Genomic DNA, 25,105 nt, shown 5'->3' with positions numbered 1-25,105 from the left:
GCACCTCTTGCTATCACGCAACCCTGATTGAGCAAGTTGGGACCTGACCATGCGCGCCGAAACCCAGAATATCGTGGCGGAAATCGAAAAGTCGCTGGAGCTGCTGGCGCAGCGCATGGACTATGAAACCGCTCCGCACAGGCTAGAGGAATTTAACGCGCGTGTTGAAGATCCAAACCTGTGGGACAATCCTGAGAACGCGCAAAAACTGATGCGTGAACGGCAGATGCTGGTCGACGCAATCGAGACCTACGAATCCATCAAAACCGATCTCAGCGATAATATCGAACTGATCGAATTGGGCGAGATGGAAGAGGACGAAGAGGTTGTCACCGACGCTGAGAACGCCATCAAAAGCCTGCAGACCAAAGCCGCCAAGAAAGAGCTTGAGGCGTTGCTGGATGGTGAAGCCGACGGTAATGATACGTTTCTTGAGATCAACTCCGGCGCTGGAGGTACGGAAAGCTGTGACTGGGCTTCGATGCTGGCGCGGATGTACGTGCGTTGGGCCGAGAAAAAGGGTTATACGGTCGAGCTACAATCCGAGACGGCGGGGGAAGAGGCGGGCATCAAATCTGCCGCTTACAAGATCACCGGCCACAACGCCTATGGTTGGTTGAAATCGGAAAGCGGTGTGCACCGGCTGGTGCGCATTTCGCCTTTCGACTCAGCGGCAAAGCGTCATACCTCGTTCAGTTCGGTCTGGGTTTATCCGGTGGTGGACGACAATATCGAGATCGAGGTCAATCCTTCGGACATCCGCATCGATACATACCGGTCCTCGGGCGCGGGTGGTCAGCACGTAAACACCACAGACTCGGCGGTTCGTATCACGCACATCCCGACTGGGATTGTCGTGACGAGTTCCGAGAAATCGCAGCATCAGAACCGCGATATCGCCATGAAGGCACTGAAATCGCGGCTGTATCAGCAAGAGCTGGATCGCCGGAATGCTGACATTAACGCAGCGCATGAGGCCAAGGGCGATGCGGGTTGGGGCAACCAAATCCGGTCCTACGTGCTGCAGCCCTATCAGATGGTTAAAGATCTGCGAACCAACCATGAAACCTCGGATACCAAGGGCGTACTGGACGGCGATCTTGATGAGTTTATGGCAGCGACGCTGGCGCTGAATGTCTCGGGCAAAAGCCGGTCCGAGGCGCAAGGCGAAGGCTAGTTGCGAAAGCACCTGACCTCTGCTGCAAACCTGATCAAAGGCCACTGGCAATTGATCATCATTGTTGCATTGGTGTTTGTGTTCTGGAACACGATGCTAGTGCTTCCATTGAAAATCCTGGTTGTTTTTCTGCATGAGCTTTCGCACGCCCTTGCTATCGTTCTGACCGGAGGATCGGTCGAAAGCTTCTCGGTCTCACCGCAACAGGGTGGTCTGGTGGTCGGCCGAGGCGGCAACCGGTTTATCAGCCTTTCAGCCGGGTATCTGGGCTCATTGATGCTTGGGATGGGGCTGCTGATGATCGCCTTACGCACGAATGCCGATCGGATGGCGCTTGGTCTCTTTGGTGGCGTCATGCTGGTGGTCACTCTGCTCTATATCCGCGATCCGTTTGCCATGGCCTTCTGTGCGGGCAGCGGCGTGGTGATGGTGGCGATCGCCTGGTACTTGAGCCGTAGTCTGTGCGATCTGATTTTGCGAGTCATTGGATTGACCAGCATGATCTACGTGCCCTTTGATATCTTCGATGACACCCTCCGGCGCTCGGGCTTGCGTTCAGACGCGTACATGCTGGCCGACGAGTTCGGTGGAACGACAATGATGTGGGGTGGGCTGTGGCTGATAATCAGCCTAGTCATGATCATCTTTGGCCTGAGGAACATGCTTGGCCGCGATAGCAATGTCCGGATCGACGTCAGGATCAAGTGAGCATAACCTTTGCTCACATCCAAAAAAGATACATCTAAACAGTGGCTTTAAATGGTCCGACCACGTCGTTAGGCTGATCGGGAACAGGCAAAGGGCCAACCCACATGGATCTGAACAGAGCCTCTGCAAAGGACATTCTCGATAGCTTGTCCAACCGTCAGCTTTCAGCAGTTGAGTTGATGCGCGCGACACTGGACCGGATCGCTGAGGTGAATGGCCCGTTGAACGCGATTGTCGCGCTCCGAGAGGAAGGCGCTTTGATGGAAGAGGCGCGGGCGGCGGATGCGGCCCTCACGCGTGGGTCGCTGCACGGGCTACCGATCGCGGTGAAAGACCTGGTGCATGTGGCGGGGATCGCCTCGACCCAGGGTTCGCCATTGTTCAAGGATCATGTCCCACAAACTGACGATCTGTTGGCCGCCCGGTTTCGCGCAGCCGGAGCGATCCTGATCGGTAAGACCAATACGCCGGAATTCGGACTTGGCTCGCACACGTTCAACCCAGTCTATGGCGCAACCCGCAACCCGTACGATACGGCAAAATCTTGTGGCGGCTCGTCGGGTGGCGCGGCTGTGGCGTTGGCGACGGGCATGCTGTCGCTGGCCGACGGGTCCGACATGATGGGCAGCTTGCGCAACCCTGCGGCATGGAACAACGTCTATGGTTTCAGGCCTACTTGGGGGCGGGTTCCTTCCGAACCAGCTGGCGACAGCTATCTGCACCAGCTTTCAACATTGGGACCGATGGCGCGCAGCCCCGAAGATATCGGGCTTTTGCTCGACGTGATGTCTGGTCCAGACCCAAGAATGCCCCTGAGCACCGAGGTCGTGGCGGTGTCCCCCGTTCAGACCGCCGATCTGAATGGAATGCGTATCGGCTGGCTGGCTGACTGGGGCGGGGCGTTTCCATATGAGCCAGGCATACTTGAGCTTTGCAGAGATGCGTTGCGGGTTTTCGAAGGAAACGGCGCGCGGGTTGAGACGCTTGAACCACCCTTTGATGCGGACCTGATCTGGGACAGCTGGATCACTTTGCGCTCGTGGAGCGTGGCAACTGGGCTTGAGCCTCTGGCTCGGGATAAAGCCGTACTCAAAGATACAGCGCAATGGGAGTTGGAGCGTGGGCTGTCTTTCAGCGCAATGGATGTGCACCGCGCCAGTGTTATTCGATCAGACTGGCACAGACGCGCGGCAGAGATATTTGCTGATTGTGACGCTCTGGTATTGCCAGCTGCGCAGGTCTGGCCATTCGAGATCGAAACACCATACCCAACCAAAATCGAAGGGCAGGGGATGGATACCTACCATCGCTGGATGCAAGTTGTGACGCCAGTCAGCCTGCTGGGTCTACCCTGTTTGGGAGCTCCAGCCGGGTTTGGGGCCAATGGGTTGCCGATGGGGCTGCAACTATTTGGCCCGCGCGGATCGGATGCGAAAATCTTGTCGTTGGGCGCCGCTTATCACGCAGAAACGCACTGGCCACAGAAACGCCCCGCCATGTAGAAAGAAGCGCCTGGGAGGAGCAAACAGGAATGAATAAACCCTTTGGTGTGCCGACGTTGAAACCGGTCGATACTGCGATGCTGAAACAAGCGCTGCGTCGCGCCTTGCAAGATTTTCGCAGCGCGCCGCTATACGGTCTTCTTTTTGCTGGTTTTTACGTCTTGGCCGGGTGGCTCATGGCCTGGGTTACACTAAAGACCGGTACATCATTCTGGCTGGTTCTGGCCGCAATCGGATTTCCTTTGATCGGGCCGTTCGCCGCCGTAGGTCTGTACGAGGTGTCGCACCGATTGGAGCAGGGCGAACCGTTGAACCCTGCTGCGATATTCGGCGTCGTCGTTCAGCAAAGCCGCAGGCAACTGCCGTCGATTTGCGCGATCATAGTGGTGATTTTCCTGTTCTGGTTCTTTCTGGGTCACATGATCTTTGCCCTGTTCATGGGGCTGTCGACGATGACCAACATCTCGACTTCGTTTGAAGTCTTTCTGACCCCCAATGGTTTGGGGATGTTAGCCTTGGGCACATTGGTAGGTGCCGTGTTTGCGATCATTTTGTACATGATCACGGTACTATCGATACCAATGTTGCTGGATCGCGAGTTAGATTTCGTGACAGCGATGATCTCAAGCTTTGGTTACGTCAAAACGAACATGAAAGTGATGCTGGGGTGGGGTGGATTCATCGCGATTGTCACATTTCTCGCGATGGTGCCCTGGTTCTTGGGCCTGTTTCTGGTTCTGCCGTTGCTTGGACACGCAAGCTGGCATCTCTATCGTTTGATCTCGGATGGTGGATCATCAGAAACTGCTGAACCTGAGAGTGCCTGAACGCACAACCTCAGGTCGAAGCGCCCCTGCTCGGGTGTGCTGAGCGCTTTGCTTTGCGCGCCAATTTCAACGCAGCAGACAGGTCATGTCCCAAGTGCCGTAGCTCAACCCGTTGGGTACTCTGGCCTAGCTCGGATCCTTCTGCCAGCCGATAGACATAGCCCAACAATCGGGTGCCGTTCTCCTCGCTTGTTTCAGTCAGAACCATCATTCGACGATCTTGTGCGCCCTTTCGTGAAATCAACGCGCAAATCTTTCCATCTGCATAAGACACGATACCCCGAACCTCACGCGTGGCGGGTCTCTCGGATACTGAGGAACAGGGGTCATAACCACGTAGCAGGGTGCAATTGAAGATCTGACGCACATGGTACAGCCGGTGATGGGGCTGGCTCGCGGCTGTCTGGTCACGCTCAATGGCTTGGTAAAAACCGGTCGCAATCGTCGTATCGACGTTAGCCGAGAGGTAGCGATCGATGACATTTACCGCCGGATGCGGGGCGTGGGGCTCGATTTCATCCAATGGTTTTAGAAGGATACGCGCATCGACATCGAAAAACCGACAAATCCTGTCCAAGATATCCGGGCGCGGAAAGCTCTCACCGGCCAGATATCGGTTGAACTGCGTTCGATTGATTCCCAGCTGGCGGCATAGCTCAGATACCGATGGGTATCTTTGTGCAAGCTGCCGAAGGTTCGCGCCAAACATTCTACGTAATTTAGCAGGGCTGCGATTGCTGTCAGTCACGTCAATTCCACGGTTCTGCTTGAGATTCGAAACAACGAGAAGGCGTCAACACAGTGGCTGCACGTCAGTCAGAAATCGTAAAAATGACATAAGGGGGGGCGCCGGATGAGGCCCCGCTACGCAGATCAGGCTAACGTGACGTCATGCAAAATCAATAGCGATTCAGCTTTTTTGCATGATCTTTTACATGTTATTGTTCGTGAATTGCGCGGAATGCGGGCTAATTTCGGATTATTGTTTAAACTTATTGCGCTGCCGGGTCCTCGGCTGGGCAAGCACAGCCGAGGATGGCGCCAAAATGTCAGTCACCACGCAGCAGGGCAGCAACACCGGTCCGGGCGATTTCGATTAGCCCTAGAGGGCGCATCAGGTCAGCAAACGCATCGATCTTGTCTGGCGCGCCGGTGATTTCAAAAATGAATGAATTCAGCGTGCTATCGACCACATTGGCGCGGAAAATATCGGCCAGACGCAACGCCTCGACCCGTTTGTCTCCTTCGCCGACAACCTTGATGATCGCCAGTTCGCGCTCGACCGAGGCGCCTTCCACGGTCAGATCATGGACATCGCGAACCGAGACAATGCGCCCGAGCTGCGCCTTTATCTGTTCGATGACCTGCGGGGTGCCGGTGGTGACAATCGTGATCCGGCTCAGGTGGCCTGTATGATCCACCTCGGCGACCGTGAGGCTTTCGATGTTATAGCCGCGGCCCGAGAACAGTCCGATCACCCGCGCCAGAACGCCCGGTTCGTTTTCAACCAGAACAGCAATTGTATGCTGTTCCTGAACGTCCGAGAAAGTTGGGCGTAGGTTGTAAGCAGAATGGCGAGTTGCGCCTTTTTTGATTTGTAGGGCAGACATTTACGTCCCTTTCATCATCTTTCGATGGCCGGGCACCGAAGCGCCCGACAAAATTCGTCGAATTTGTTAAACCAGTACCGAGCCTTTGCTATCGATTACGCCCTGCGTTTCGGCCTCGCCCAGCAGCATTTCGTTATGGGCTTTGCCTGATGGAATCATCGGGAAGCAGTTTTCGTGCTTTTCGACCACGCAGTCAAAGACCACAGGGCCGTCATAGTTGATCATCTCCATGATCGCGTCGTCCAGATCTGCTGGGTCGGAACACAGGATACCCTTGGCACCAAAGGCCTCGGCGAGTTTGACGAAATCAGGCAGTGCTTCGGACCAGCTGTGCGAATAGCGTTCGCCATGCAGCAGCTCTTGCCACTGGCGCACCATGCCAAGGCGTTCATTGTTCAGGATAAACTGCTTCACCGGCAAGCGGTACTGTGCTGCGGTGCCCATTTCCTGCATGTTCATCAACCACGACGCTTCACCTGCCACGTTGATAACCAGCGCATCGGGATGCGCCATCTGCACACCGATCGAGGCGGGGAAACCATAGCCCATTGTGCCCAAACCACCCGATGTCATCCAGCGGTTTGGATCTTCAAAGCCGAGATACTGAGCCGCCCACATCTGGTGTTGTCCAACCTCAGTCGTGACGTATCGATCGTGGTTCTTTGTCAGCTCTTCAAGCCGTTGCAGCGCGTATTGCGGCTTGATGGTTTTCTCGCTGTTGGTGAAGGCAAGGCAGTTAACTTTGCGCCACTCGTTGATCTGGTCCTGCCACTGTTTGATATTGGCAGCATCTGTTTTGCGACCGCGTGCCTTCCAGACTTTCAGAATATCCTCAAGCACATGGGCAACATCGCCAACGATTGGGATGTCCACCCGGATCACCTTGTTGATTGAGGATGGGTCGATATCCACATGGGCCTTGATCGAGTTCGGCGAGAACGCATCGATACGGCCGGTGATACGGTCGTCAAAGCGCGCGCCGATATTGATCATCAGATCGCAATCATGCATCGCCATGTTGGCCTCGTAGAGCCCATGCATCCCCAGCATACCGATCCAGTTTTCACCCGAGGCCGGATAAGCCCCAAGCCCCATCAGGGTCGAAGTGATCGGGAAGCCGGTTGCGTCCACAAGCTCGCGCAACAGCTGGCTGGCTGCAGGGCCCGAATTGATGACTCCGCCGCCAGTATAGAAGACCGGTTTCTTCGCGGTCTCGATTGCCGCGACCAGTTCGGTGATTTCTTCCAGATCGCCCTTCAATACTGGCTGATAGTGGGAGGTTGACGGTTTTGGCGTCTTGTATTCACCCGAGGCAAACTGAACGTCCTTCGGAATGTCGACCAGCACCGGGCCGGGACGACCCGCGGTTGCCACGTGGAAGGCTTCATGCATTGTTGCCGCCAGCGAGTCCGTATCCTTCACCAGCCAGTTGTGCTTGGTGCAGGGGCGGGTGATGCCTACGGTGTCCGCTTCCTGAAAGGCATCAGAGCCAATCATGAAGGTCGGAACCTGACCGGTCAGAACAACGATCGGAATCGAATCCAGCAACGCATCGGTCAGGCCGGTCACCGCATTTGTCGCACCGGGACCGGATGTGACCAAGGCAACGCCCGGCTTGCCGGTTGAGCGGGCATAGCCTTCAGCGGCATGTACCGCACCCTGCTCATGCCGTACCAGAATGTGGCGAATGTCGTTTTGCAGAAAAATCTCATCATAGATCGGTAGGACGGCGCCACCGGGGTATCCGAAAACTGTGTCCACGCCCTGATCCTTGAGGGCCTGAACTACCATCTTTGCGCCGGTCATCTCACGTGTCATCTGCTTTGCTCCGTTCGCGACATGTGTCTTGCGTGTTGCCAAAAAAAAGCCCCCGAGATTTTCGGAGGCGCATGGGTTCGATTATGGTTTACCGTTACCGGCCCATGCGCTTGTTTCCTACGATTACGACTAGCGCTTTCATCGCCAGAGGCTCCTTCTTTGCGTGCAGGGACATTATGTTTGAGGGGAAGGGGCGTCAACAGGCAAATACAAAAATATTGTAAGTCAGTGTTTATATTTTTTGTTACTTTATTGCGCAAAATGACGCAGATCGAGAAACATCCGTGAAATTTGGGTGAAATTTTGAGCGCATGACGTTGCGTGAGGCTGGTCTGATTGCGTCAGGTCCATGTCTGAAACAGACCAGAGCAACCCCCGATGCTGAGGCAGGCTGATGAAAACAGCACTACATCGGGAGGTCAGACATGTTGCACGATCTTGTAGATTTAGGGCGATATCCGATCGATCGGCCTGACTCCTATGGATATAGGCAGTTGATTGCGGACCTGCGTCGGGATCTGGATGTTGATGGATGTGCAGTCCTGCCGTCCTTTGTGCATGAAGAGGGATTGGAAAAACTGATTGCCGAGGCCGACGAGGTCGCTCCCAAGGCGCATCGGTCATTCAATCGCACGAATGCCTATTTCACTCAGGACGACCCGAGCTTTGGTATCGGGCATCCGATCCGACGGTTTTTCGACCGGTCCAATGCCTTTGTGCCAGCGGATAACTTTGCAGCCTCAAGCCCTTTGCGACGTATTTATGAGTATGAAGGTTTCATGCCCTTCATCCGCGAGGCGCTGAACGAGCCAGAGGATCGGTTCTTTAGATATGACGATCCGTTGGCGGACGTGATCATCAATGTGGTCGAGAAGGGAGGCGGCTTTCCGTGGCATTTCGACACCAATAATTACACTGTGACGCTGGCAATTCAGAATGGTGAAGCAGGCGGTGCGTTCGAATATGCACCCAACCTGCGGACCAGTGAGGACGAAAATTTTAATGGCGTCGCTGCGATTTTGGATGGCAGCAGGAGGGGTGTGCACCAACTGGAACTGCAACCAGGAGACCTGCAGATTTTCAAAGGGCGTTATGCCTTGCACCGGGTTGCTCCGGTCGAGGGCGACCGCAAACGCTATGTCGGAATTTTTTCATTTGTAGAAACCGAAGGGATGTGCGGCGGGGTTGAGCGTACACGGCAACTTTATGGTCGGGTTTTGCCCCAACATTACGCGCGTGCCGGGCTTCGGGATGACGAATTGCTGGATTGAGTTAAGCGAGAGGCTAGACTGGCCACCATATTATCTGCGGAGAAACCATTAATGTCGCAAATACTGCAACTCACACCATTTGTTCTTTGTTCGTCTTTGGACACGCAGATTGAGTTTTATTGCAAGAAGCTGGGATTTACCTGCAATTTCAGGCAGGAGAACTATGCGTTTCTAAGGTTGGATCAAGTTGCCATTCGTTTATTGGAATGCCCGCCGCGATCGGATGGTAAACCATTGGGTGATAACCAATCCTTCTATATTGATGTCGACGGAATTGATGAGCTTTATGAAGAGATGAAAGGGCAGTTGGCCGATTTGCCAGAAGGCCGCGTGCGCCCGCCTTTCGATCAGCGCTATCAGCAGCGCGAATTTCATGTGATCGACGAAGATGGAACGCTGATCTTCTTTGGTCAGGACATTCGCCCCAGGTAACTGGGCATGGCTCCCGCCCGTAATCAACGCGCCATTCGGCGCGCCTTTTCCGGTTGGGCCGGGCAGCGCGTATCGCGCTGTGGTCAGAGCCCGGGGCTGGTGCCCTGCAGAACGCCGTGTTCCAGCGCATAGCGGGTCAAACCGGCAGTCGAAGAGATCCCCAGTTTACGTTTGATATTCTTACGGTGGGTTTCGACCGTGCGGACAGAAATATCCAGAGACTGTGCGACTTCTTTGTTGGATTTGCCCTGCGCGAGTTCCAGCAAGATGGTCTGTTCGCGCCCGGTTAGCGCTTCACGCGTGTCACCTTCTTTCGGTTCCAAAGAACCTCTGGCGCCGGTGCAGAGATAGCGCTCGCCACGCATCACCGCGTCGATAGCTTGCTTGATTTCTTCGGTCGGAACGTCCTTGAGGATGTAGCCCTTGGCTCCGTGACTGAGCGCCGTCGAGATATATTCGGGACTGTCGTGCATTGATAGGATCAGAATGCGGGTTTCAGGCAGGCGTTCCAAGATAATCTCAGTGGCGTTGAGCCCGCTGAGACCGGGCATGTTGAGATCCATCAGGATCACGTCTGGTTCGAGCTGGGTCGCCTGATCAACCGCCTCTTGCCCGTTTGAGAGCGTGCCAACCACGTCTATTTCATCAAAGCTTTCCAGTAGTGACTGAATGCCTTCGGCGACCATGGGATGATCGTCGACAATAAGTACACGGGTGGTCGTGTCGGACATCAGAGACCGGCCTTTCGTTTTGGCGTTGGATCTTCCTGCGGTGGCAGCATATGGCTGAGTGGCAGGCTGACTTCAATCACAGTGCCGCTTTGTCCGCCGCGAGAGGAGAGGATACGCAGGCTGCCGTCAAGCTGCTCAATCCGCTCTTGCATGTTGCGCAATCCGATCCCGGCGCTGACTTGACCGGGTTCGCTACGCAATCCGCGGCCATTGTCGGTGATCCGCATCGTGGCGCCTTTCTTATGACCCCGCAGATCTATGGTAACACGGGTCGCGCCTGAGTGGCGCTCGATATTGGTCAGGGCTTCCTGTGCAATCCTATAAAGGGCGATCTTGCTGTCCTGATCCAGCCGGTTACGGAACACGACTGTCGAAAACTCGGTCTCGATCCCGGTGCGTTCGCTGAAGTCGTCTGTTAGCGCTTTTAGGGCAGGCCCAAGACCCAGATCGTCCAGAACGCCGGGGCGCAGATCGCGGCTAATACGGCGGACCTCGGTGATGGCGGTGGCCAGATTATCGATACCTGTTTGCAGCGGAGCTTGCGCGGCTGCGTCGTCTCCGCGGCCCAACCGTCGACGGGCATTGTCCAGCGCATAACGGACGCCGACCAGTATTTGGCTGATGCCATCGTGCAATTCACGGGCAACGCGCCCGCGCTCTTCCTCTTGGGTATCAAGCACGCGCTGGGTCAGTTCTTTGAGTTTGGCGTCAGCCAGCCTGCGTTCGCGAAAATTCAGCAACATTCCGGATGCAAAGACGATCAGTACGGCTGCAAGAACGATACCTCCGATATAAAGGAATGTGCGCTGCACGCGCGCCTCGACCTCGGCGCGGGCGTTGGCCACGGTGGCGACGATATCGTCGATGAAAACGCCGGTGCCTACAACCCAGCGCCAATCCTGCAAGCCAACCACATAGGCGATCATCTGCGCCTCTTCCCCGGTTGAAGGTTTTTGCCACATAAAGCTGTGCCATCCTGCGCCTTGGCGGGCGAGGCTTATGAACTCATCCACAATGGGCGTGCCATCACTATCCGTTAGGCCAACCCAGTTGCGGTTGATAAACTCGGTCTGGCGCGGGCTGACCAGATTGTTGCCGTCATAATCGTAGACGAAGAAGAACCCGTCTTTGCCGTAGATCATCGCCGACAGAATTTGCGTGACCAGGTTCTTTGCCACCTCGTCATCGGGCGAGGCGCGGCCGTAGATATAGGCAAACCCGTTGCGCGCTTGTGTGACGTAGTTGCGCAGTTCGTCCTTTTTGGCTTCGATCAGGCGGCGTTCAAGCGCTTGGATCTCACTTTCAGCGGTTGCGCGGGATTCATATGCGACCACCAAGGCGATCGCAGCCACCGCCGCGATCAATGGGATGGCAGCGACCAGCGACAATTTCTGCGCGTAGGTCAGCGAGATGAGATTCCGGAAACCTCTCATGATCGAATCGATACGCAAGCCGCAGCGAAATTGCAAAAAGATTGGTTGATCAGTGACCTCAGGCAACGCGATTTAGCGCTGGGCACGCGAAATCAGCCCGAATTGCGCCCTCAAATCCAAAAAAATCTGACTGGCTACGTAGTAGTAGGTATTCACATTCATGTGTGCGGAACTAGGCTAACGCGCACTGGAAACGATCGACCCGGCATCACCCGGGGAATGAATATGAAGGGGAGGATCACTCATATGGATCGTCGTAAGTTTCTAAAAACATCAGCACTGGGCGGCTCGGCCGCTGCAGCCACCACGCTGGCAGCGCCCGCCTATGCGCAGGGCAAGCGCACGCTGACCATGGTAACCTCGTGGGGCCGTGGCCTTGCGGGTGTGTTTGACAGCGCACAGCGCTGCGCCGACAGCATCACCACCATGTCGGATGGCGACCTGAACGTTGAAATCAAAGCAGCCGGTGAACTGGTTGGTGCTTTCGAAGTATTTGACGCGGTATCGTCCGGTCAGGCTGATATGTACCACGCGGCAGACTACTACTTTGTGGGTCAGCACCCGGGCTATGCCTTCTTCACCGCTGTTCCGTTCGGCATGACCGCGCAGGAACTGGTGAACTGGTACTACCATGCCGGCGGCATGGAGCTGCATGATGAGCTAGGCGAAATCTTCGGCCTGAAATCCTTCTTGGCCGGTAATACTGGCGCGCAGGCGGGTGGCTGGTACTCGAAAGAGATCAACAGCCCCGAAGACTTTAACGGCTTGAAGTTCCGTATGCCGGGTCTGGGTGGTAAGGCACTGGGTAAACTAGGCGCATCCGTTCAAAACATTCCAGGCTCAGAGGTGTATCAGGCGCTGTCGTCCGGTGCGATTGACGGAACCGAGTGGATCGGCCCCTGGGCTGACGAAAAAGCGGGCTTCCAGGAAATCACCAAGACCTACTACACTGCGGGCTTCCATGAGCCGGGTGCGGGTCTGTCGTTGGCCACTAACCGCGAGGTTTATGACAGCCTGTCCGCCGCGCAGCAGAAGATCATCGAGATCGCAGCAGCCGAATGCCACCAGTGGAACCTGGCACAATTCCTGGCCAACAACGGTGCCGCGCTGGCGCGCCTGCAAGCCGGTGGCGTCAAGGTCATGGAATTCCCTGACAGTGTTTGGGACGCATTTGGTGCAGCCAGCCAGGAAGTTCTGGACGAGAACATGGGTGACGAGCTGTTCAAGCGCATCCACGACAGCGCCATGGCGTCGATGGCTGAGTCCTCGGCATGGAACAACCTATCGTCGGGTGTTTACACCGCACAACGCGACCGCGTTCGCGGCTAAGTAAACCGCTCAATGCAATCGGTTCCCCCGTAAAGGCGGGGGAGCCTTTCCCGTTGCACATAAGCGGTTCGGACACGCCGCAATAATCAAACGTGCAACCGATACGACCTGGGGACAACATGCAGGACGAAAACGGTATCTCGTTCTTCGGCGCCCTGTGGAATGGACTGATATGGTTCATTCAGAACATTGCCGAAGCCTTCTATAATTTCGGATTCGCCATCACGCATCCGCAGCTCTGGCTGAACTGGTCGGACAAAGAAGCGATCATGCGCTTTGTCTATTACGGCGGGTCTGTCGAGTTCTTCTTCGTGATCTTCGCGCTGTTTCTGGTGCTGACGGCCATAGGGCTCTACTACCGGAACTTTATGTGGGGGATGGTGCGCGGGCTCGAGGGTTTTGCCAACACCACGGGCCGTTTCTTTGCCTGGGCGGGACTGCTGATGGTGATCCAGCAGATCGTGATCGTATTCATGCAGCGGGTGTTCACGCGGCCAGATATGTCCTTTGGTTTGGGTATCCCTTTTCAGATGGATATCAGTTGGTTCGCCGAAGAACTTAAACTTTATAACGCGATGGTTGTCTGCCTCTGCTGCACTTATACGTTCGTGCAAGGTGGTCACGTCCGCGTTGACCTGATCTATGCGGGCATCAGCCACAAGGCTAAACGCGTCGTTGATATGTGCGGAGCGGTCTTGTTCATGATGCCCATGGCCGTGCTTACATGGATGTATGGCTGGTACTTCATGTGGCGGCACCTGATCGTGCCGAAACCCTCGGCCAGTGATACGCTGGACCGGCTGCTGGCCAAGTCCCGCGCGCTGCGCTGGAATGTGGAAACCATCGGGTTCAGCCCGAACGGGTTTAACGCCTACTTCCTGTTCAAAATCCTGCTGGTGGCCTTTGCCGCCATGGTGTTCCTGCACGCGATTGCGTTCCTGTATCGCTCGTATCTGGAATACGTGGAAGGGCCGGAAAGTGAAGGAAAATACCTCGACAAGGACAGCCTTGGCGAGGGTGAAGAAGCCTACGAAGGCGCGCATTAGGGACGGAGAACCAGACAATGCTATTCGGACTTGATGGCGTCGAGATAGGCCTCATTATCGTATTCTTCTGCCTCTTCGGGGGCATCCTTTCGGGTTTCCCGGTGGCCTTTGCCATCGGCGGGGCCGGGGTGATTTCCTTCGGGATCATCGCCGCATTGGACAGCGCAGGGCTGTTGATCCACCAAGCGATCGACACCGGTTCGCAAGCCTATCGCGACGTGGTGAATTCGGGCGTCAAACCTGATGTGATATCCGTGTTCCGATACCCGGATTTGCCAAGGATCGCCGAGCCGGTCTTTGTACAAGGCTGGGAAACCGCGCTGGACCGGAACGTCTCTTTCATCGTGAACCGTATGAACGAGCGTGTTCTGGCCGGGCAATCGATTGAAACCCTGCTGGCAGTGCTGATGTTTGTTCTGATGGGAATCACGCTGGAGCGGTCGAAGATCGCGAATGACCTGCTGACCACGATGGCGCGCGTCTTCGGACCCTTGCCCGGTGGCCTTGCGGTCTCGATTGTGGTCGTGGGTGCATTCCTTGCGGCTTCGACCGGTATCGTGGGCGCGACTGTGGTCACCATGGGCTTGTTGGCTCTGCCCACCATGCTGCGGAACAACTATTCGCCGGAACTGGCGACGGGTGTGATCGCGGCCTCGGGTACGTTGGGGCAGATCATTCCACCGTCCATCGTGATCGTTCTTCTTGGAACGCTGGCTGGTGACCTCTATTCGACCGCGCAGGAAACGCGCGCGGTTGAGGCCGGGTGTACCGACGCGCTGACCTATCTGGGTGAACCCGCGGTTGTTTCGGTGGGCACCTTGTTCCAGGCGGCGCTGCTGCCGGGGATCATGCTGGCGCTGCTATATGCGCTCTATGCCTTTGGTTATGCACTGTTGAACCCGGAAAAGGCCCCTGCGGTTGAGCTGTCGGGCGGTTCGGGTGAAACCATCACGCGCTCGGAAGGTCTGACTTGGCTGCTGGGTGCTCCGGTTGCTCTGATCGTTGGCGCTGTATTGCTGGGCAGTGCGGGCGTGATCGGAAGCCAGAATGTCTCAGTCTCGGCATTCTCGGATATCGGGCAGGGCGCATCACTGCGCACAAACGTCTCGGAAGAGTGTCAGGCTTCGATGATCGAACTGCATGGTCAATCCGCCTGGGATCAGGCGGTGGCCGAGCAGGAAGCGATCGATGAGGCAGGAGGTGCAGCCGAATCCCAACGTCTGAGCGAAGAGGAACTTGCGGCTGCACAAGAGGCCAAGATCGCTGCCGCTGCACCGATAGGAAACGGTGTCGCCGTTATTGTGGTTCTGCTGGGGCTCACGTTGGTACTGGGACGCGGGATTGCTCCATCGCGGTCGCCGCAACCTCTGATCGTCGGGGCTATCGGCTTGTTGCTGATGCTGCTGGTCGATGTGCTGCTGATTGCACCGACAACGTCGTCCGGGGCGACGTTCCTGTTGCTGGCGATACCCTTCGCGTTTGCCATGTACGGCTGCAAAGAGGCGGCCGCACGATGCGCCACTAATGATCTGATCAGGGTGGTGTTCCCGCCGCTGGTCCTGATCATCGCGGTGCTGGGATCGATCCTTGGTGGTGTTACCAACCCCACGCCCGCAGCGGCACTGGGGGCGGGTGGGGCTATAATGTTGGCGGCCTATCGCAAGCTGCAGGATCAGGGTAGATCGGGCAAGGTGATCATATGGTCGACCTTTGCAGTGATCATTGCGCTGCTGATGGGCGTGAACTTTGATCTGCGTATCAATCAGGGCGGTGTCACGGTCGAAAGCTGGATTGCCTTCATCATTGCCTATTCCGCTTATCTTTACGCGCTGTTCGGGCTGTTGTTCGCATGTTGGGTGCTGTTCTCGAGCGGGGTTCTGACACCTGTAGTGCGCGAGACGGCCAAGGTGACCTCGATGGTCTTTACCATCCTGATCGGATCGCAACTGCTGAACCTAGTGGTGATCTCGTTCGGAGGGGAGCATTATATCCAGCAGTTCCTCAAGAGCTTCGACAACGAATTCACGGTCTTCCTGATCGTGATGCTTGTGTTGTTCTTCCTGGGCTTTGTGCTGGATTTCCTCGAGATCATCTACATCGTGATCCCGATCGTTGGGCCGGTGATCTACGGCGGGTCGTTCGACCCGAAATGGGTGACGATCATGGTGGCGGTGAATCTGCAGACCTCGTTCCTGACGCCACCGTTCGGATTTGCGCTGTTCTATCTACGCGGGGTTGCGCCCAAAGAGGTCACAACCGGCCACATCTATCGTGGCATCATACCGTTTGTGATCATTCAGGTGGTGGGTATCGCGATCTTGTGGTTCTTCCCCTCGATCGTCACCATTGTGCCCGATCTGATACCAAGCTGATTGAGGCGATTTATGTCCAAGGGAAAGGGGGCTTCGATGCCCCCTTTGCTTTATGCAACTGTGAAGGGGATCAGGTGAACTGGATCAGGTCCCAGCGATTGCCGAAGGGGTCACGCCAGACCGCTACGGTACCGTAGGGTTCGTAGCGAGGCGGTTCTTCAAAATGAACGCCGTTGACGCGCATGTTTTCGTAGTCCCGATTGAAATCATCTGTTTCAAGGAAGAAGCCGACACGGCCCCCTGTCTGGTTCCCGATGCACGAGCGCTGAACGCCATTTGCAGCTTTGGCAAGCAAAAGCGTACCCCCAGATGATCCCGGAGGCGCGACGCGCACCCAGCGTTTGCCACCACCCAGATCAATATCCTGGAGCAGCGAGAAGCTCAGCACATTGGTGTAGAACGCAATCGCATCATCGTAATCCGGCACTACAAGAGTGACCGCGTGAAGGCTCTGCCTCATTGCAGGTTAGCCTTTCGTCGGATGTCTGTCAGGCAGTTGGATATTGGCCACCTGCTCGGCAATGGGGGCCGATGACAGAGGGTGGTGCGCTGTCTGGGCGTATTGTTCCGGGTCTTCAATCTGCTTCCATTCGCCTCGAATATAGGCCTGAAGCCCCGAAAATTTGGCTTTATAGTCCATCTTCGGACTGCCGGGGACCCAATATCCCAGATAGATGTAAGGCAATCCGGCCTCGCGCGCGATCTCAATATGGTCGAGGATCATATACGTACCCAGCGAGTGTTGCTGAAACTGTGGATCGTAGAACGAGTAGACCATGCTCAACCCGTCATCCAGCACATCGGTCAGGCTGACTGCGATCAATTCGTCTGTATCGGGATCGGCATATTCCACTACGCGGCTGCGGATCGGGGTTTCCTCGATCATCGCGGCAAATTCAAACACATCCATATCGGCCATACCGCCATCAGCATGGCGAGCATCGAGATAGCGCCGGAACAGGTCGAATTGCTCATCAGTGGCCCACGGCGATGTGGCACGCCGATTCAGGTAGGAATTGCGCCGATAGGTCCGTTTCTGGCTTTTGCTGGGGCGAAAGCTTGAAACATCGATGCGCGCTGACAGGCAGGCGGCGCAATCGGTGCAGGACGGACGATAAAGCACATTCTGCGAACGGCGAAATCCTTGTTGCGACAAGCAATTATTCAGCTGGTCCGCGCCTTCTCCCTGAAGGGCGGTGAACAGTTTGCGCTCCATTCTACCCTCAAGATAAGGGCAGGGTTGGGGTGCCGTCACATAGAATTGTGGCGCGATTGGCAGCGTGTGTCGCATGAAGGTCCCGCATTTCCTCGGGACCGATGATAACAACGGTTTTTGGTGCCGCCAAGTGTTTCACTCAGGTGTTTAGTCAGGCGCGTTGATTGATCATCACGGTGCCAAGGAAGGCATCGGTAAGGCCCTGACACCGGGCGCTGGTCATCATCATGATAACCGAGATGATCTGCAGTACCGGAAACGCTATGCTAACGAAATAGCCTGCCGTGTGTGCGATGGCTTTGCCTGTATCCATCCGAGCACCAAACGCATCGCGCAATTCGATCCCCATGAAACGCATACCCAACGTGGCCGAGCCATTCGCGATAGTGACCACGCGGTAGACGAAGCTAACCACGGCATAGATCAGGGTCAGGATGAAAAAACCCATGCCAAAGGTCAGCAGAATTGCAACTGTACACAGCAGTGAGATGAAGGCGATGTCGAACAGCCAGGCAAAGAAGCGTTTGGTCGCCACGGATTGATAAAATTCGGGTTGGCTGTCGGGATCAGGCAGGTGAGTCATAGAGTACGGTCCGGAAGTTTGTCAGAAACACCCTGTCCCGACAGGCGGGACAGGGCAAGTTCAGATCAGACGGGTTTATTTTCATCGTCTGCGTCGTCGCGATTGTCGCGGGCGCGTTCGTCCATGAACTCGTCGAATTCGGCCTTATCCTTGGCTTCGCGCAGGCGGTGCAGGAAGGCCTCAAAGTCCTTCTGTTCACGTTCGAGCCGCGCCAGCGTGTCAGCCTTATACGCGTCAAATGCGCTGTTGCCCGAAGGTTTCATGGCGCTCATGTGGCTGTTCCAGGAAGAACGGCGGCTGCAGGATTTGCTGAACATGCGTTTGCTCCAGATCATATAGGCAAGGAAGGCAAGGCCGATGGGCCAGAAGAAGATAAAGCCAAGGACCATTGCGGCGATCCAGGCGCCTTTGCCTTTGCTGTCAAGCCAGGCTTCGCTTCGGTGCAGCCACCCCGGGTTTTGGGGAACGGCGTGGTCGGACAATGCGCTCATTTTGCTCTCTCCAGTTAGGATGTAAATACTTTTCACATTTCCTAGATGGGAGGGGCCGATCGGCAATGCAAGGGGTGTATGTGAAAAAGATTTACATTTTATGGATCACCGCTCCTGATTGGTTGACGCGGTCGCGGATCGGGCGCAATTTCAGCTCATGCAAGATATTGAAAATAAACCCGCCCCATCACTTGATCAGATTCTATCGTTGGAAAAACAAGTGTGGACTGCACTTGTTGAAGGGAACGCCGAGGCGGACCGTGCCTTGCTGAGCTCAGATTTCCTGGGCGTTTACCCATCCGGGTTTGCAAATCGAGATGATCACGTGGGCCAGTTCGCGGATGCGCCGACGATGGCACAGTATGAACTCAGCGACACCAGACTGCGTGTTTTGTCGGCGGACATAGTTTTGTTCTCGTACCGCGCTGATTATCGGCGACCAGACAGAGAAGAGTGGGAAGCGATGCTGATCTCGTCACTGTGGGAGCGGCGGCATGACGTTTGGGTCAACAGCTTCAGCCAGGACACCCCTTTGGATAAAGCATGAGTGACGCTCTCGCCATAAACCGTCTACCGCGTGCATTTCATGCCGAACTAGGGCAGGAAACACGTGCTGCACTGCCCGATCTGACGGCCGAACAGGGTGAGCTGATCGCAGGAACTGCTGGCTCCAGCCCTTATCTTAAGGGATTGATCGACCAAGAACGGGATTGGCTGCCGCAAGCGCTGCAGCAACCAGACCAGGCATTGGCGGATGTGATGGAGGCGGCTCGGAAGCTGCCATTGGATCAATTGAAACCCGGTCTACGGCAGGCAAAACGACGCATGGCTTTGTTGACGGCCATCGCAGATCTGGCGGGTGCGTGGCCGTTGGAAAAGGTGACTGCTGCACTGACCGATTTCGGAGCGCTGGCCGCCGATGTAGCAGCGAAGGCCGAGATTGCCGCACTGATCCGGCGTGGAAAGCTGCCGGGCATGACTGAAGACGATGTCGAAACCGCTGCCGGTATGGTCATTCTGGCGATGGGCAAGATGGGTGCGCACGAGCTGAACTATAGCTCGGATATCGACCTGATCGTGATGTTCGATGAAACACGTTTCGACCCTGATGATTTCTACGATGCCCGGCAGGGAATGGTGCGCGCCACGCGTAACTTTTGTGCGACGCTCAGCGACAAAACGGCGGATGGTTATGTATTCCGCACTGATCTGCGCCTGCGCCCTGATCCGGCAGTCACGCCAGTGTGTCTGGCGATGGAAGCGGCTGAGCGGTACTACGAAAGCCTTGGACGCACGTGGGAGCGAGCGGCCTATATCAAGGCGCGACCTTGTGCCGGGGATATCGCGGCGGGGCAGAGATTTTTGGATGCGTTGCGTCCGTTCGTCTGGCGCCGGCACTTGGATTTTGCCGCGATTCAAGACGCTCATGACATGCGTCTGCGCATCCGCGAGAATAAGGGGACTGGTGGCAGCCTCTCGATTCCAGGTCATGATATGAAGCTGGGGCAGGGCGGTATACGCGAGATTGAGTTCTTTACTCAGACCCGCCAACTGATCGCAGGAGGCCGCGATCCTGACCTGCGGGTCCGGGGAACCGTGCCTGGTTTGGCAGCGCTGGCCACGAAGGGATGGGTGCCCGAGGATGTCACCGAAAAACTGACGGATCATTACCGCGCCCATCGCGAGGTCGAGCATCGAATCCAGATGGTACATGATTCGCAAACCCACAAGGTTCCGAATTCAGTCGATGGGATCGAACGGGTTGCCTGCCTGATGGGCATCAGTAGTGACGAACTGACCGCCGAGCTGACCCGCCGCCTGACCGAAGTGCACGAATTGACTGAAGGGTTCTTTGCCCCCGGACCGGGCGCGCAGCCTGCGCCGTTACAAGAGGTCGAATTCGACAAGGGTGTTCTGGCCCGCTGGCCCACCTATCCGGCGCTTCGGTCTCAGCGGGGGGCTCGGATATTCGAGCGGCTAAGGCCCGAGCTTCTATCGCGACTGGCAAAGACCGCGAAACCCGAAGAAGCGTTGCTTGCGTTGGACGGGTTTCTGTCTGGACTGCCAGCTGGGGTACAGCTGTTTTCACTGTTTGAGGCGAATCCGCAACTGATCGATCTGCTGGTCGATATCGTCGGTACATCTCACGCTCTTGCCACCCATCTTTCGCGCAATGCCTCTGTTTTTGACGCGGTGATAGGCGGAAGTTTCTTCAGCGATTGGCCAGGGCTGACTACGTTGCGGGTCGAGCTTACACAGGCCCTGACAGAAGAAGACGACTATGAAACGCAGCTGGATTTTGCGCGTCGTTGGTGCAAGGAATGGCACTTTCGCATCGGCGTGCATCATCTGCGCGGATTGATCAACGGGGCGCAGGCCGGGCGGCAATATGCTGAACTTGCGCAGGCCGTCATCGCGGCGGTGCTGCCTTGCGTTGTCGAGCAGTTTGCCAAGAAACACGGCCCTGCGCCGGGGCGTGGCGCCGCGGTTCTGGGCATGGGATCGCTTGGGGCAGGGCGCATCAACTCGCAATCCGATCTGGACATGATTGTCATCTACGACCCACAGGATCAGGACATGTCTGATGGCCCCCGCCCGCTGGCCACGCGGACATATTACGCTCGGTTTACCCAAGCCCTGATAACAGCGCTCAGCGCGCCGATGTCGCAGGGGCGTCTTTATGAGGTCGACATGCGCCTTCGACCTTCGGGCAATCAGGGGCCAGTAGCCACCAGTTGGGGCAGCTTCACCAACTACCAGCAGAATGAAGCCTGGGTGTGGGAACACCTGGCGCTGACCCGAGCCCATGTTGTTGCGGGCGATGCTGAGCTGGCGGAGGATATCGAGACCTTTCGCGCTGAATTCCTGTCGCAACCACGCGATAGGGACATGGTTCTGAAAGAGGTTGCCGAAATGCGCGCCCGGCTTGCTGCCGCCAAAGCACCCGCCGGAGTTTGGGACGCCAAGAACGGACCGGGCCGCATGATGGATATTGAACTGTTGGCTGAAACCGGAGCTTTGATGGCGGGGCTTTCTCAGCGCGACGTAGCTTCGGGTCTTGACGGCGCGGTCGCAGCCGCGTTGCTGGATGTCGCGCAGGCACAAACCCTCAGGGACTGTTACGACTTATGCTGGTCGGTGCAATGCGCAGCGCGGCTGCTGTCGGGGAAAGTGATTGAGGCCGATAAGATTGGCGAGGGAGGCACAGCCTTCCTGTGCCGGGCCACCGGGTTCGATCAGGTCGAGCAGCTGCAATCTGCCTTGAAGGACAGTTACAGTAGGGCCGCCCAGTTGATCAGCGGCGTGGTTGGGGAGATTGAAGATGGCACGCAATGATGATCCGAACGACCATAAAGGTCTGATCCGCGAAGCTTATCGGATTGAAGGCATCACCTTGCCTGAATGCCGCAGCATCTTTCTGGACTGGGCGCTGAGCCTGCCTGTAGACCGCGATCAGCAACAGGCAGTGAGCTCTCTGCATTCGATTTACTCGGCTCAGGCAGAAGACCACCCTATGACGCAGGTACTGGCCGAAGGGCTGCAAGCTGCCCAAGCGCCCAAGCGGCGTGGCGGCTGGCGCAATCGCAACCGCTAACAGGGCTTTTGCCCCTGCGTATTCGCGACTATGAGGGCGCCATGACAAACTTATCCGAACGCCCCCGTATCCGTTTGAAACCCAAGGCCAACGCGCGTGGCCTTCGCCATGGGTTTCCATGGGTCTATGCCAATGACATCGTGACCGACCGCCGGACTAGAAAAATCGAAGCCGGAGCATTGGCTGTGCTCGAAGATGATAAACGCGTACCCATCGCTCTGGTCGCAGTAAACCCGGCCTCGAAGATCATGTGCCGGGTGCTGGATCGCGATATCGGGACACAGCTGAACGCGGATTGGTTCGAAACGCGACTTCGCCATGCGCTTGAGATGCGCGAAAACTTGTTTGATGCCCCATACTACCGTCTGATCCATGCCGAGGCAGATGGGTTTCCGGGTGTCATCATCGACCGCTTCGGAGATGCCTGCGTGATTCAGCCCAACGCTGCCTGGGCCGAGGCGCATCTCGATGCGCTGACGGATGCGCTGGTCAAAGTTACCGGGGTGTCCACTGTGTTGAAAAATGCCTCGGGCCGCACGCGCGGTTTGGAAGGGCTGGACGATCTCAGCCTGACCCTTCGCGGCACTGCGCCCAAGGCACCCCTGCCGGTGCCTATGAACGGTGCATCCTATATGGCCGACCTGACCGGCGGGCAGAAAACCGGCCTGTTCTATGACCAGCGCCCCAATCATGCGTTTGCCGCCAAGCTGGTTCACCCCGGTGCGCGTGTACTGGATGTTTTTAGTCATGTCGGTGGGTTCGGCTTGGCCATGCTGGCGAGCGGCGCGGCACACGCCGTGTCGGTTGATGGATCGGCGGCGGCTCTGGAATTGGCGGCAAAGGGCGCTGAGGTATCAGGGTTTGCTGACCGTTTTCAGACCCGTCAAGGGGATGCCTTCGATGTGCTGGCCAAGCTGGGGGAAGAGGGTGCAGAATTCGACGTTGTAATCTGCGACCCTCCAGCCTTTGCCCCCTCGAAACAGGCGCTGGACGCAGGCTTGCGCGCGTATGAGCGCATCGCACGTCTGGCAGCACCGCTGGTCAAGCCCGGCGGTTACCTTGGCCTCTGCTCCTGTTCTCATGCCGCTGATTTGGGACGCTTCCGTGATGCGTCTTCGCGCGGGATCGGACGCGCAGGGAGACGAGCCCAACTGATCCATACCGGATTTGCGGGCCCTGACCACCCGCAACTGCCGCAACTAGCCGAAAGCGGTTACCTCAAAGCTGTGTTCTACCGGCTGTGAAAGCGGTTCTGGATACCTGCGTTATCTATCCAACGGTGATGCGAGAAATGTTGCTGGGCGCCGCCAAGCTTGGCCATTTTACACCTGTCTGGTCCGCGCGCATCTTGGAAGAATGGGCCCGCGCGGCGCGCAAACTCGGCCCGGAGGGCGAGGTACAGGCGCGTGCCGAAATCGCACTGGTTCAGGCAAATTGGCCAGCTGCCGAGCATCCTGCCACACCCGGAGCAGAGCAACGTCTGTGGTTGCCGGATGCGGCAGATATCCACGTTCTGGCAACAGCAGTCACAAGCTCGTCGGATGCCATAGTCACCGTCAACGCCAAGGACTTCCCAAAAAACATCCTTGCCGAAGAAGGGCTTGATCGGCGCGACCCCGATGGTTTGCTGCACGGTTTCTGGCTTTCGGATCCAGAAGGCATGTCGCAAATCGCTACCAGCGTTCTGTCAGTCGCCAACCGCCTATCGGGCGATAAATGGACATTACGCGCACTGATGAAGAAAGCACGGCTGCCAAGACTAGGCAAAGCGCTCTCCAACTAACGCGGGATCTTCTTCATCTGGCCTAAAATACTCCGGGGCGTGCGCGGGGTTGGCCCCTCGCTCCCAAACTAACCACCAACGCCCCACTTTTGTTCCAACACCTCCAACGCTGCAATCCGCTCATCCGTCTTCGGGTGGCTCATTAGCCAGGCTGGTGCTACGCCTGCACGCTGTTGTGTCAGATCTTCAAGCTTGTGGAACAATGACTTCTGCGGCCCAATCCCAATTCCGGCTTTTGTCAAAAGCGCCGCGGCATACTCATCTGCCTCATACTCGTCGCCACGCGACAATCGCGAGGCCAACAGATGTGTCAGCATATTCGCGATCCACGCACCGATGAACGGAATAAAGCGGTTCAACAGCATCATCAACGCCGCCCGCAGCGCATTCTGGCCGGAAAAATCGATCATGCGCCGCCGGGCGTGTCCCAGTGCTACATGCCCAAGTTCGTGCGCGATGACGCTCGCCATTTCTTCTGCCGAAACTTCGCCATTGTGAAACTTTCGATAGAATCCACGCGTAATGAAAATGCGTCCATCAGGTGCTGCCAGACCGTTCACCGGATCGATTTCGTAGATGTAGACCGGCACACGATCGATTTCCAAAGCTGCTGCCAATCGGTCGGTCATACGTTTGAGAGCGGGATCAGCCAACTCAGTCGATTTTGCATCAAGCTCGCGATGCGTGCGCCAAACAGAAATCCGATACATGACGACGGCATAGGCGATGGCCAGCAAGATGGGTGTTAATCGGAGCATGTGTTAGATATGGGCGGCCCGCCCTGTAGAGGCAAGTCGCTATTCCAGATACAGGCCCGATTGGAGGGTGTTGCGTAGACGATTGCTACCGGCTTGGCGTTGGCAACTGAAGGTTCGAGTGGAACTCGGAGAGCGACTGCTTAGTCAAAACCGAGCCCTTTGAAGCTTCGAAAAACGCATGTTCGGCCTCTTTCTCTGCGACCAAGGTGTCAATTCTCAGGTCCCTCACATCCGCGCGCAGATCGTCACGCGCCTCCTCATAGGCCTCAGCATCGCGCAGTTCAACTTCAAGCGCACTGAGATCGTCTTCGTAATTCGGGTCTGCAGGATCAAGCGCGGCGATGTCATCAGCGATGTCTTCGCTGCTGCGGCCATCATAGCTCTCGTTCAGGTCACGCAGTTCACGGCGCGCCTCATAGAGGT

At 56.5% G+C, this 25,105-nt stretch carries 25 protein-coding genes; 14 read left to right on the top strand and 11 right to left on the bottom strand.

All coding sequences use genetic code 11. The annotated features are described in order from the left end of the window. Positions 1-49 precede the first annotated feature (49 nt). The 4 genes from prfB (at position 50) to ACR0DU_RS10605 (ending at position 4,214) form a co-directional block, all read left to right on the top strand. A complete protein-coding gene (gene prfB / locus ACR0DU_RS10620; RefSeq protein WP_010442151.1) occupies positions 50-1,177 on the top strand; it encodes a peptide chain release factor 2 in 1,128 nt (375 codons plus the stop codon). Further along, the gene (locus ACR0DU_RS10615; protein ID WP_480874382.1) at positions 1,178-1,885 is read left to right on the top strand and encodes a M50 family metallopeptidase; all 708 of its coding nucleotides are present in this window, start codon (positions 1,178-1,180) and stop codon (positions 1,883-1,885) included. It abuts the gene before it with no gap. 104 nt (positions 1,886-1,989) lie between these two features. Further along, on the top strand, positions 1,990-3,387 hold the full coding sequence (locus ACR0DU_RS10610) for an amidase (RefSeq protein ID WP_480874380.1): 1,398 nt from the start codon (positions 1,990-1,992) through the stop codon (positions 3,385-3,387). Positions 3,388-3,416: 29 nt separating this feature from the next. Further along, positions 3,417-4,214 (top strand): DUF2189 domain-containing protein, encoded by a 798-nt coding sequence (locus ACR0DU_RS10605; RefSeq protein ID WP_480455112.1) that lies wholly within the window; start codon positions 3,417-3,419, stop codon positions 4,212-4,214. 10 nt (positions 4,215-4,224) lie between these two features. Here ACR0DU_RS10605 and ACR0DU_RS10600 read toward each other — a convergent pair whose 3' ends face one another. The 3 genes from ACR0DU_RS10600 to ACR0DU_RS10590 all read right to left on the bottom strand — a co-directional run bounded on the left by ACR0DU_RS10600 (position 4,225) and on the right by ACR0DU_RS10590 (position 7,642). Beyond that, the gene (locus ACR0DU_RS10600) at positions 4,225-4,923 is read right to left on the bottom strand and encodes a helix-turn-helix domain-containing protein (protein ID WP_480874377.1); all 699 of its coding nucleotides are present in this window, start codon (positions 4,921-4,923) and stop codon (positions 4,225-4,227) included. A gap of 340 nt (positions 4,924-5,263) precedes the next feature. Further along, positions 5,264-5,824, bottom strand: a complete 561-nt coding sequence (gene ilvN, locus ACR0DU_RS10595; protein ID WP_010442156.1) for an acetolactate synthase small subunit — start codon at positions 5,822-5,824, stop codon at positions 5,264-5,266. A 66-nt stretch (positions 5,825-5,890) separates the two neighbouring features. Continuing rightward, positions 5,891-7,642: an acetolactate synthase 3 large subunit gene (locus ACR0DU_RS10590; RefSeq protein WP_480874374.1), complete on the bottom strand. Its 1,752-nt coding sequence runs from the start codon at positions 7,640-7,642 to the stop codon at positions 5,891-5,893. A gap of 425 nt (positions 7,643-8,067) precedes the next feature. On the opposite strand from ACR0DU_RS10590, the gene ACR0DU_RS10585 reads away from it, so the two are divergent. Together ACR0DU_RS10585 and ACR0DU_RS10580 are read left to right on the top strand one after the other, a co-directional pair. Then, a complete protein-coding gene (locus ACR0DU_RS10585) occupies positions 8,068-8,913 on the top strand; it encodes a HalD/BesD family halogenase (RefSeq protein ID WP_480455109.1) in 846 nt (281 codons plus the stop codon). Positions 8,914-8,964: 51 nt separating this feature from the next. Then, positions 8,965-9,345 carry a bleomycin resistance protein gene (locus tag ACR0DU_RS10580; protein WP_480455108.1) on the top strand — a complete coding sequence of 127 codons (381 nt, stop codon included), beginning with the start codon at positions 8,965-8,967 and terminating at the stop codon, positions 9,343-9,345. Positions 9,346-9,428: 83 nt separating this feature from the next. On the opposite strand, the gene ACR0DU_RS10575 is transcribed toward ACR0DU_RS10580, so the two are convergent. Together ACR0DU_RS10575 and ACR0DU_RS10570 are read right to left on the bottom strand one after the other, a co-directional pair. After that, positions 9,429-10,076, bottom strand: a complete 648-nt coding sequence (locus tag ACR0DU_RS10575) for a response regulator transcription factor (RefSeq protein ID WP_010442161.1) — start codon at positions 10,074-10,076, stop codon at positions 9,429-9,431. Next, positions 10,076-11,509 carry a cache domain-containing protein gene (locus ACR0DU_RS10570; protein ID WP_029622026.1) on the bottom strand — a complete coding sequence of 478 codons (1,434 nt, stop codon included), beginning with the start codon at positions 11,507-11,509 and terminating at the stop codon, positions 10,076-10,078. The genes ACR0DU_RS10575 and ACR0DU_RS10570 overlap by 1 nt, the downstream gene beginning before the upstream one ends. 246 nt (positions 11,510-11,755) lie before the next feature. Here ACR0DU_RS10570 and ACR0DU_RS10565 point away from each other — a divergent pair, with 246 nt between their 5' ends. From ACR0DU_RS10565 to ACR0DU_RS10555, 3 genes are all read left to right on the top strand, one after another. Beyond that, positions 11,756-12,838 carry a TRAP transporter substrate-binding protein gene (locus tag ACR0DU_RS10565; protein ID WP_170473331.1) on the top strand — a complete coding sequence of 361 codons (1,083 nt, stop codon included), beginning with the start codon at positions 11,756-11,758 and terminating at the stop codon, positions 12,836-12,838. 119 nt (positions 12,839-12,957) lie between these two features. Continuing rightward, positions 12,958-13,884 carry a TRAP transporter small permease subunit gene (locus tag ACR0DU_RS10560; RefSeq protein ID WP_480874369.1) on the top strand — a complete coding sequence of 309 codons (927 nt, stop codon included), beginning with the start codon at positions 12,958-12,960 and terminating at the stop codon, positions 13,882-13,884. Between the two features lie 17 nt (positions 13,885-13,901). Beyond that, positions 13,902-16,256, top strand: coding sequence for a TRAP transporter large permease subunit (locus ACR0DU_RS10555; RefSeq protein WP_170773268.1), 2,355 nt, complete (start codon positions 13,902-13,904; stop codon positions 16,254-16,256). A gap of 70 nt (positions 16,257-16,326) precedes the next feature. Here ACR0DU_RS10555 and ACR0DU_RS10550 read toward each other — a convergent pair whose 3' ends face one another. The 4 genes from ACR0DU_RS10550 to ACR0DU_RS10535 all read right to left on the bottom strand — a co-directional run bounded on the left by ACR0DU_RS10550 (position 16,327) and on the right by ACR0DU_RS10535 (position 18,546). Then, positions 16,327-16,716 (bottom strand): VOC family protein, encoded by a 390-nt coding sequence (locus ACR0DU_RS10550; RefSeq protein WP_170540473.1) that lies wholly within the window; start codon positions 16,714-16,716, stop codon positions 16,327-16,329. 6 nt (positions 16,717-16,722) lie between these two features. Further along, the gene (locus tag ACR0DU_RS10545) at positions 16,723-17,547 is read right to left on the bottom strand and encodes an arginyltransferase (protein WP_170779962.1); all 825 of its coding nucleotides are present in this window, start codon (positions 17,545-17,547) and stop codon (positions 16,723-16,725) included. Between the two features lie 76 nt (positions 17,548-17,623). Next, a complete protein-coding gene (locus ACR0DU_RS10540) occupies positions 17,624-18,055 on the bottom strand; it encodes an RDD family protein (protein ID WP_480874366.1) in 432 nt (143 codons plus the stop codon). Positions 18,056-18,120: 65 nt separating this feature from the next. Then, on the bottom strand, positions 18,121-18,546 hold the full coding sequence (locus tag ACR0DU_RS10535; RefSeq protein WP_170779964.1) for a DUF2852 domain-containing protein: 426 nt from the start codon (positions 18,544-18,546) through the stop codon (positions 18,121-18,123). Positions 18,547-18,703: 157 nt separating this feature from the next. Here ACR0DU_RS10535 and ACR0DU_RS10530 point away from each other — a divergent pair, with 157 nt between their 5' ends. From ACR0DU_RS10530 to ACR0DU_RS10510, 5 genes are read left to right on the top strand one after another with little or no spacing between them, the layout of a single operon-like run. Beyond that, entirely contained in the window at positions 18,704-19,093 is a 390-nt protein-coding gene (locus tag ACR0DU_RS10530) for a DUF4440 domain-containing protein (protein WP_480874363.1), read from the top strand. Then, entirely contained in the window at positions 19,090-21,882 is a 2,793-nt protein-coding gene (locus tag ACR0DU_RS10525; RefSeq protein ID WP_480874360.1) for a [protein-PII] uridylyltransferase family protein, read from the top strand. Before ACR0DU_RS10530 ends, ACR0DU_RS10525 begins: the two co-directional genes overlap by 4 nt. Next, positions 21,869-22,141, top strand: coding sequence for a hypothetical protein (locus tag ACR0DU_RS10520; protein WP_170779967.1), 273 nt, complete (start codon positions 21,869-21,871; stop codon positions 22,139-22,141). Before ACR0DU_RS10525 ends, ACR0DU_RS10520 begins: the two co-directional genes overlap by 14 nt. A 41-nt stretch (positions 22,142-22,182) precedes the next feature. Next, entirely contained in the window at positions 22,183-23,385 is a 1,203-nt protein-coding gene (locus tag ACR0DU_RS10515; RefSeq protein WP_319544772.1) for an RSP_2647 family RNA methyltransferase, read from the top strand. Beyond that, positions 23,382-23,924 (top strand): RSP_2648 family PIN domain-containing protein, encoded by a 543-nt coding sequence (locus ACR0DU_RS10510; RefSeq protein ID WP_480874356.1) that lies wholly within the window; start codon positions 23,382-23,384, stop codon positions 23,922-23,924. Before ACR0DU_RS10515 ends, ACR0DU_RS10510 begins: the two co-directional genes overlap by 4 nt. Before the next feature lie 68 nt (positions 23,925-23,992). Here the strand turns inward: ACR0DU_RS10510 and ACR0DU_RS10505 are convergent, their stop codons facing one another. Together ACR0DU_RS10505 and ACR0DU_RS10500 are read right to left on the bottom strand one after the other, a co-directional pair. Further along, the gene (locus ACR0DU_RS10505; RefSeq protein ID WP_170540452.1) at positions 23,993-24,682 is read right to left on the bottom strand and encodes a M48 family metallopeptidase; all 690 of its coding nucleotides are present in this window, start codon (positions 24,680-24,682) and stop codon (positions 23,993-23,995) included. Positions 24,683-24,767: 85 nt separating this feature from the next. Next, positions 24,768-25,105, bottom strand: a 338-nt coding sequence (locus tag ACR0DU_RS10500; protein ID WP_480874353.1) for a hypothetical protein, incomplete at its 5' end; no start/stop codon positions are given.

The sequence above is a fragment of the Ruegeria sp. G2 genome, assembly GCF_056533505.1.
The sequence above is the reverse complement of the archived record's forward strand: the minus strand, read 5'-3'. Positions and strand labels throughout refer to the sequence as shown.

Excerpts from the sequence above, each read along its gene's own strand:
- prfB (WP_010442151.1), top strand. The coding sequence starts at position 50 with ATGCGCGCCGAAACCCAGAATATCGTGGCGGAAATCGAAAAGTCGCTG.
- ACR0DU_RS10610 (WP_480874380.1), top strand. The coding sequence starts at position 1,990 with ATGGATCTGAACAGAGCCTCTGCAAAGGACATTCTCGATAGCTTGTCC.
- ACR0DU_RS10605 (WP_480455112.1), top strand. The coding sequence starts at position 3,417 with ATGAATAAACCCTTTGGTGTGCCGACGTTGAAACCGGTCGATACTGCG.
- ACR0DU_RS10600 (WP_480874377.1), bottom strand. The coding sequence starts at position 4,923 with ATGTTTGGCGCGAACCTTCGGCAGCTTGCACAAAGATACCCATCGGTA.
- ilvN (WP_010442156.1), bottom strand. The coding sequence starts at position 5,824 with ATGTCTGCCCTACAAATCAAAAAAGGCGCAACTCGCCATTCTGCTTAC.
- ACR0DU_RS10590 (WP_480874374.1), bottom strand. The coding sequence starts at position 7,642 with ATGACACGTGAGATGACCGGCGCAAAGATGGTAGTTCAGGCCCTCAAG.
- ACR0DU_RS10585 (WP_480455109.1), top strand. The coding sequence starts at position 8,068 with ATGTTGCACGATCTTGTAGATTTAGGGCGATATCCGATCGATCGGCCT.
- ACR0DU_RS10580 (WP_480455108.1), top strand. The coding sequence starts at position 8,965 with ATGTCGCAAATACTGCAACTCACACCATTTGTTCTTTGTTCGTCTTTG.
- ACR0DU_RS10575 (WP_010442161.1), bottom strand. The coding sequence starts at position 10,076 with ATGTCCGACACGACCACCCGTGTACTTATTGTCGACGATCATCCCATG.
- ACR0DU_RS10570 (WP_029622026.1), bottom strand. The coding sequence starts at position 11,509 with ATGAGAGGTTTCCGGAATCTCATCTCGCTGACCTACGCGCAGAAATTG.
- ACR0DU_RS10565 (WP_170473331.1), top strand. The coding sequence starts at position 11,756 with ATGGATCGTCGTAAGTTTCTAAAAACATCAGCACTGGGCGGCTCGGCC.
- ACR0DU_RS10560 (WP_480874369.1), top strand. The coding sequence starts at position 12,958 with ATGCAGGACGAAAACGGTATCTCGTTCTTCGGCGCCCTGTGGAATGGA.
- ACR0DU_RS10555 (WP_170773268.1), top strand. The coding sequence starts at position 13,902 with ATGCTATTCGGACTTGATGGCGTCGAGATAGGCCTCATTATCGTATTC.
- ACR0DU_RS10550 (WP_170540473.1), bottom strand. The coding sequence starts at position 16,716 with ATGAGGCAGAGCCTTCACGCGGTCACTCTTGTAGTGCCGGATTACGAT.
- ACR0DU_RS10545 (WP_170779962.1), bottom strand. The coding sequence starts at position 17,547 with ATGCGACACACGCTGCCAATCGCGCCACAATTCTATGTGACGGCACCC.
- ACR0DU_RS10540 (WP_480874366.1), bottom strand. The coding sequence starts at position 18,055 with ATGACTCACCTGCCTGATCCCGACAGCCAACCCGAATTTTATCAATCC.
- ACR0DU_RS10535 (WP_170779964.1), bottom strand. The coding sequence starts at position 18,546 with ATGAGCGCATTGTCCGACCACGCCGTTCCCCAAAACCCGGGGTGGCTG.
- ACR0DU_RS10530 (WP_480874363.1), top strand. The coding sequence starts at position 18,704 with ATGCAAGATATTGAAAATAAACCCGCCCCATCACTTGATCAGATTCTA.
- ACR0DU_RS10525 (WP_480874360.1), top strand. The coding sequence starts at position 19,090 with ATGAGTGACGCTCTCGCCATAAACCGTCTACCGCGTGCATTTCATGCC.
- ACR0DU_RS10520 (WP_170779967.1), top strand. The coding sequence starts at position 21,869 with ATGGCACGCAATGATGATCCGAACGACCATAAAGGTCTGATCCGCGAA.
- ACR0DU_RS10515 (WP_319544772.1), top strand. The coding sequence starts at position 22,183 with ATGACAAACTTATCCGAACGCCCCCGTATCCGTTTGAAACCCAAGGCC.
- ACR0DU_RS10505 (WP_170540452.1), bottom strand. The coding sequence starts at position 24,682 with ATGCTCCGATTAACACCCATCTTGCTGGCCATCGCCTATGCCGTCGTC.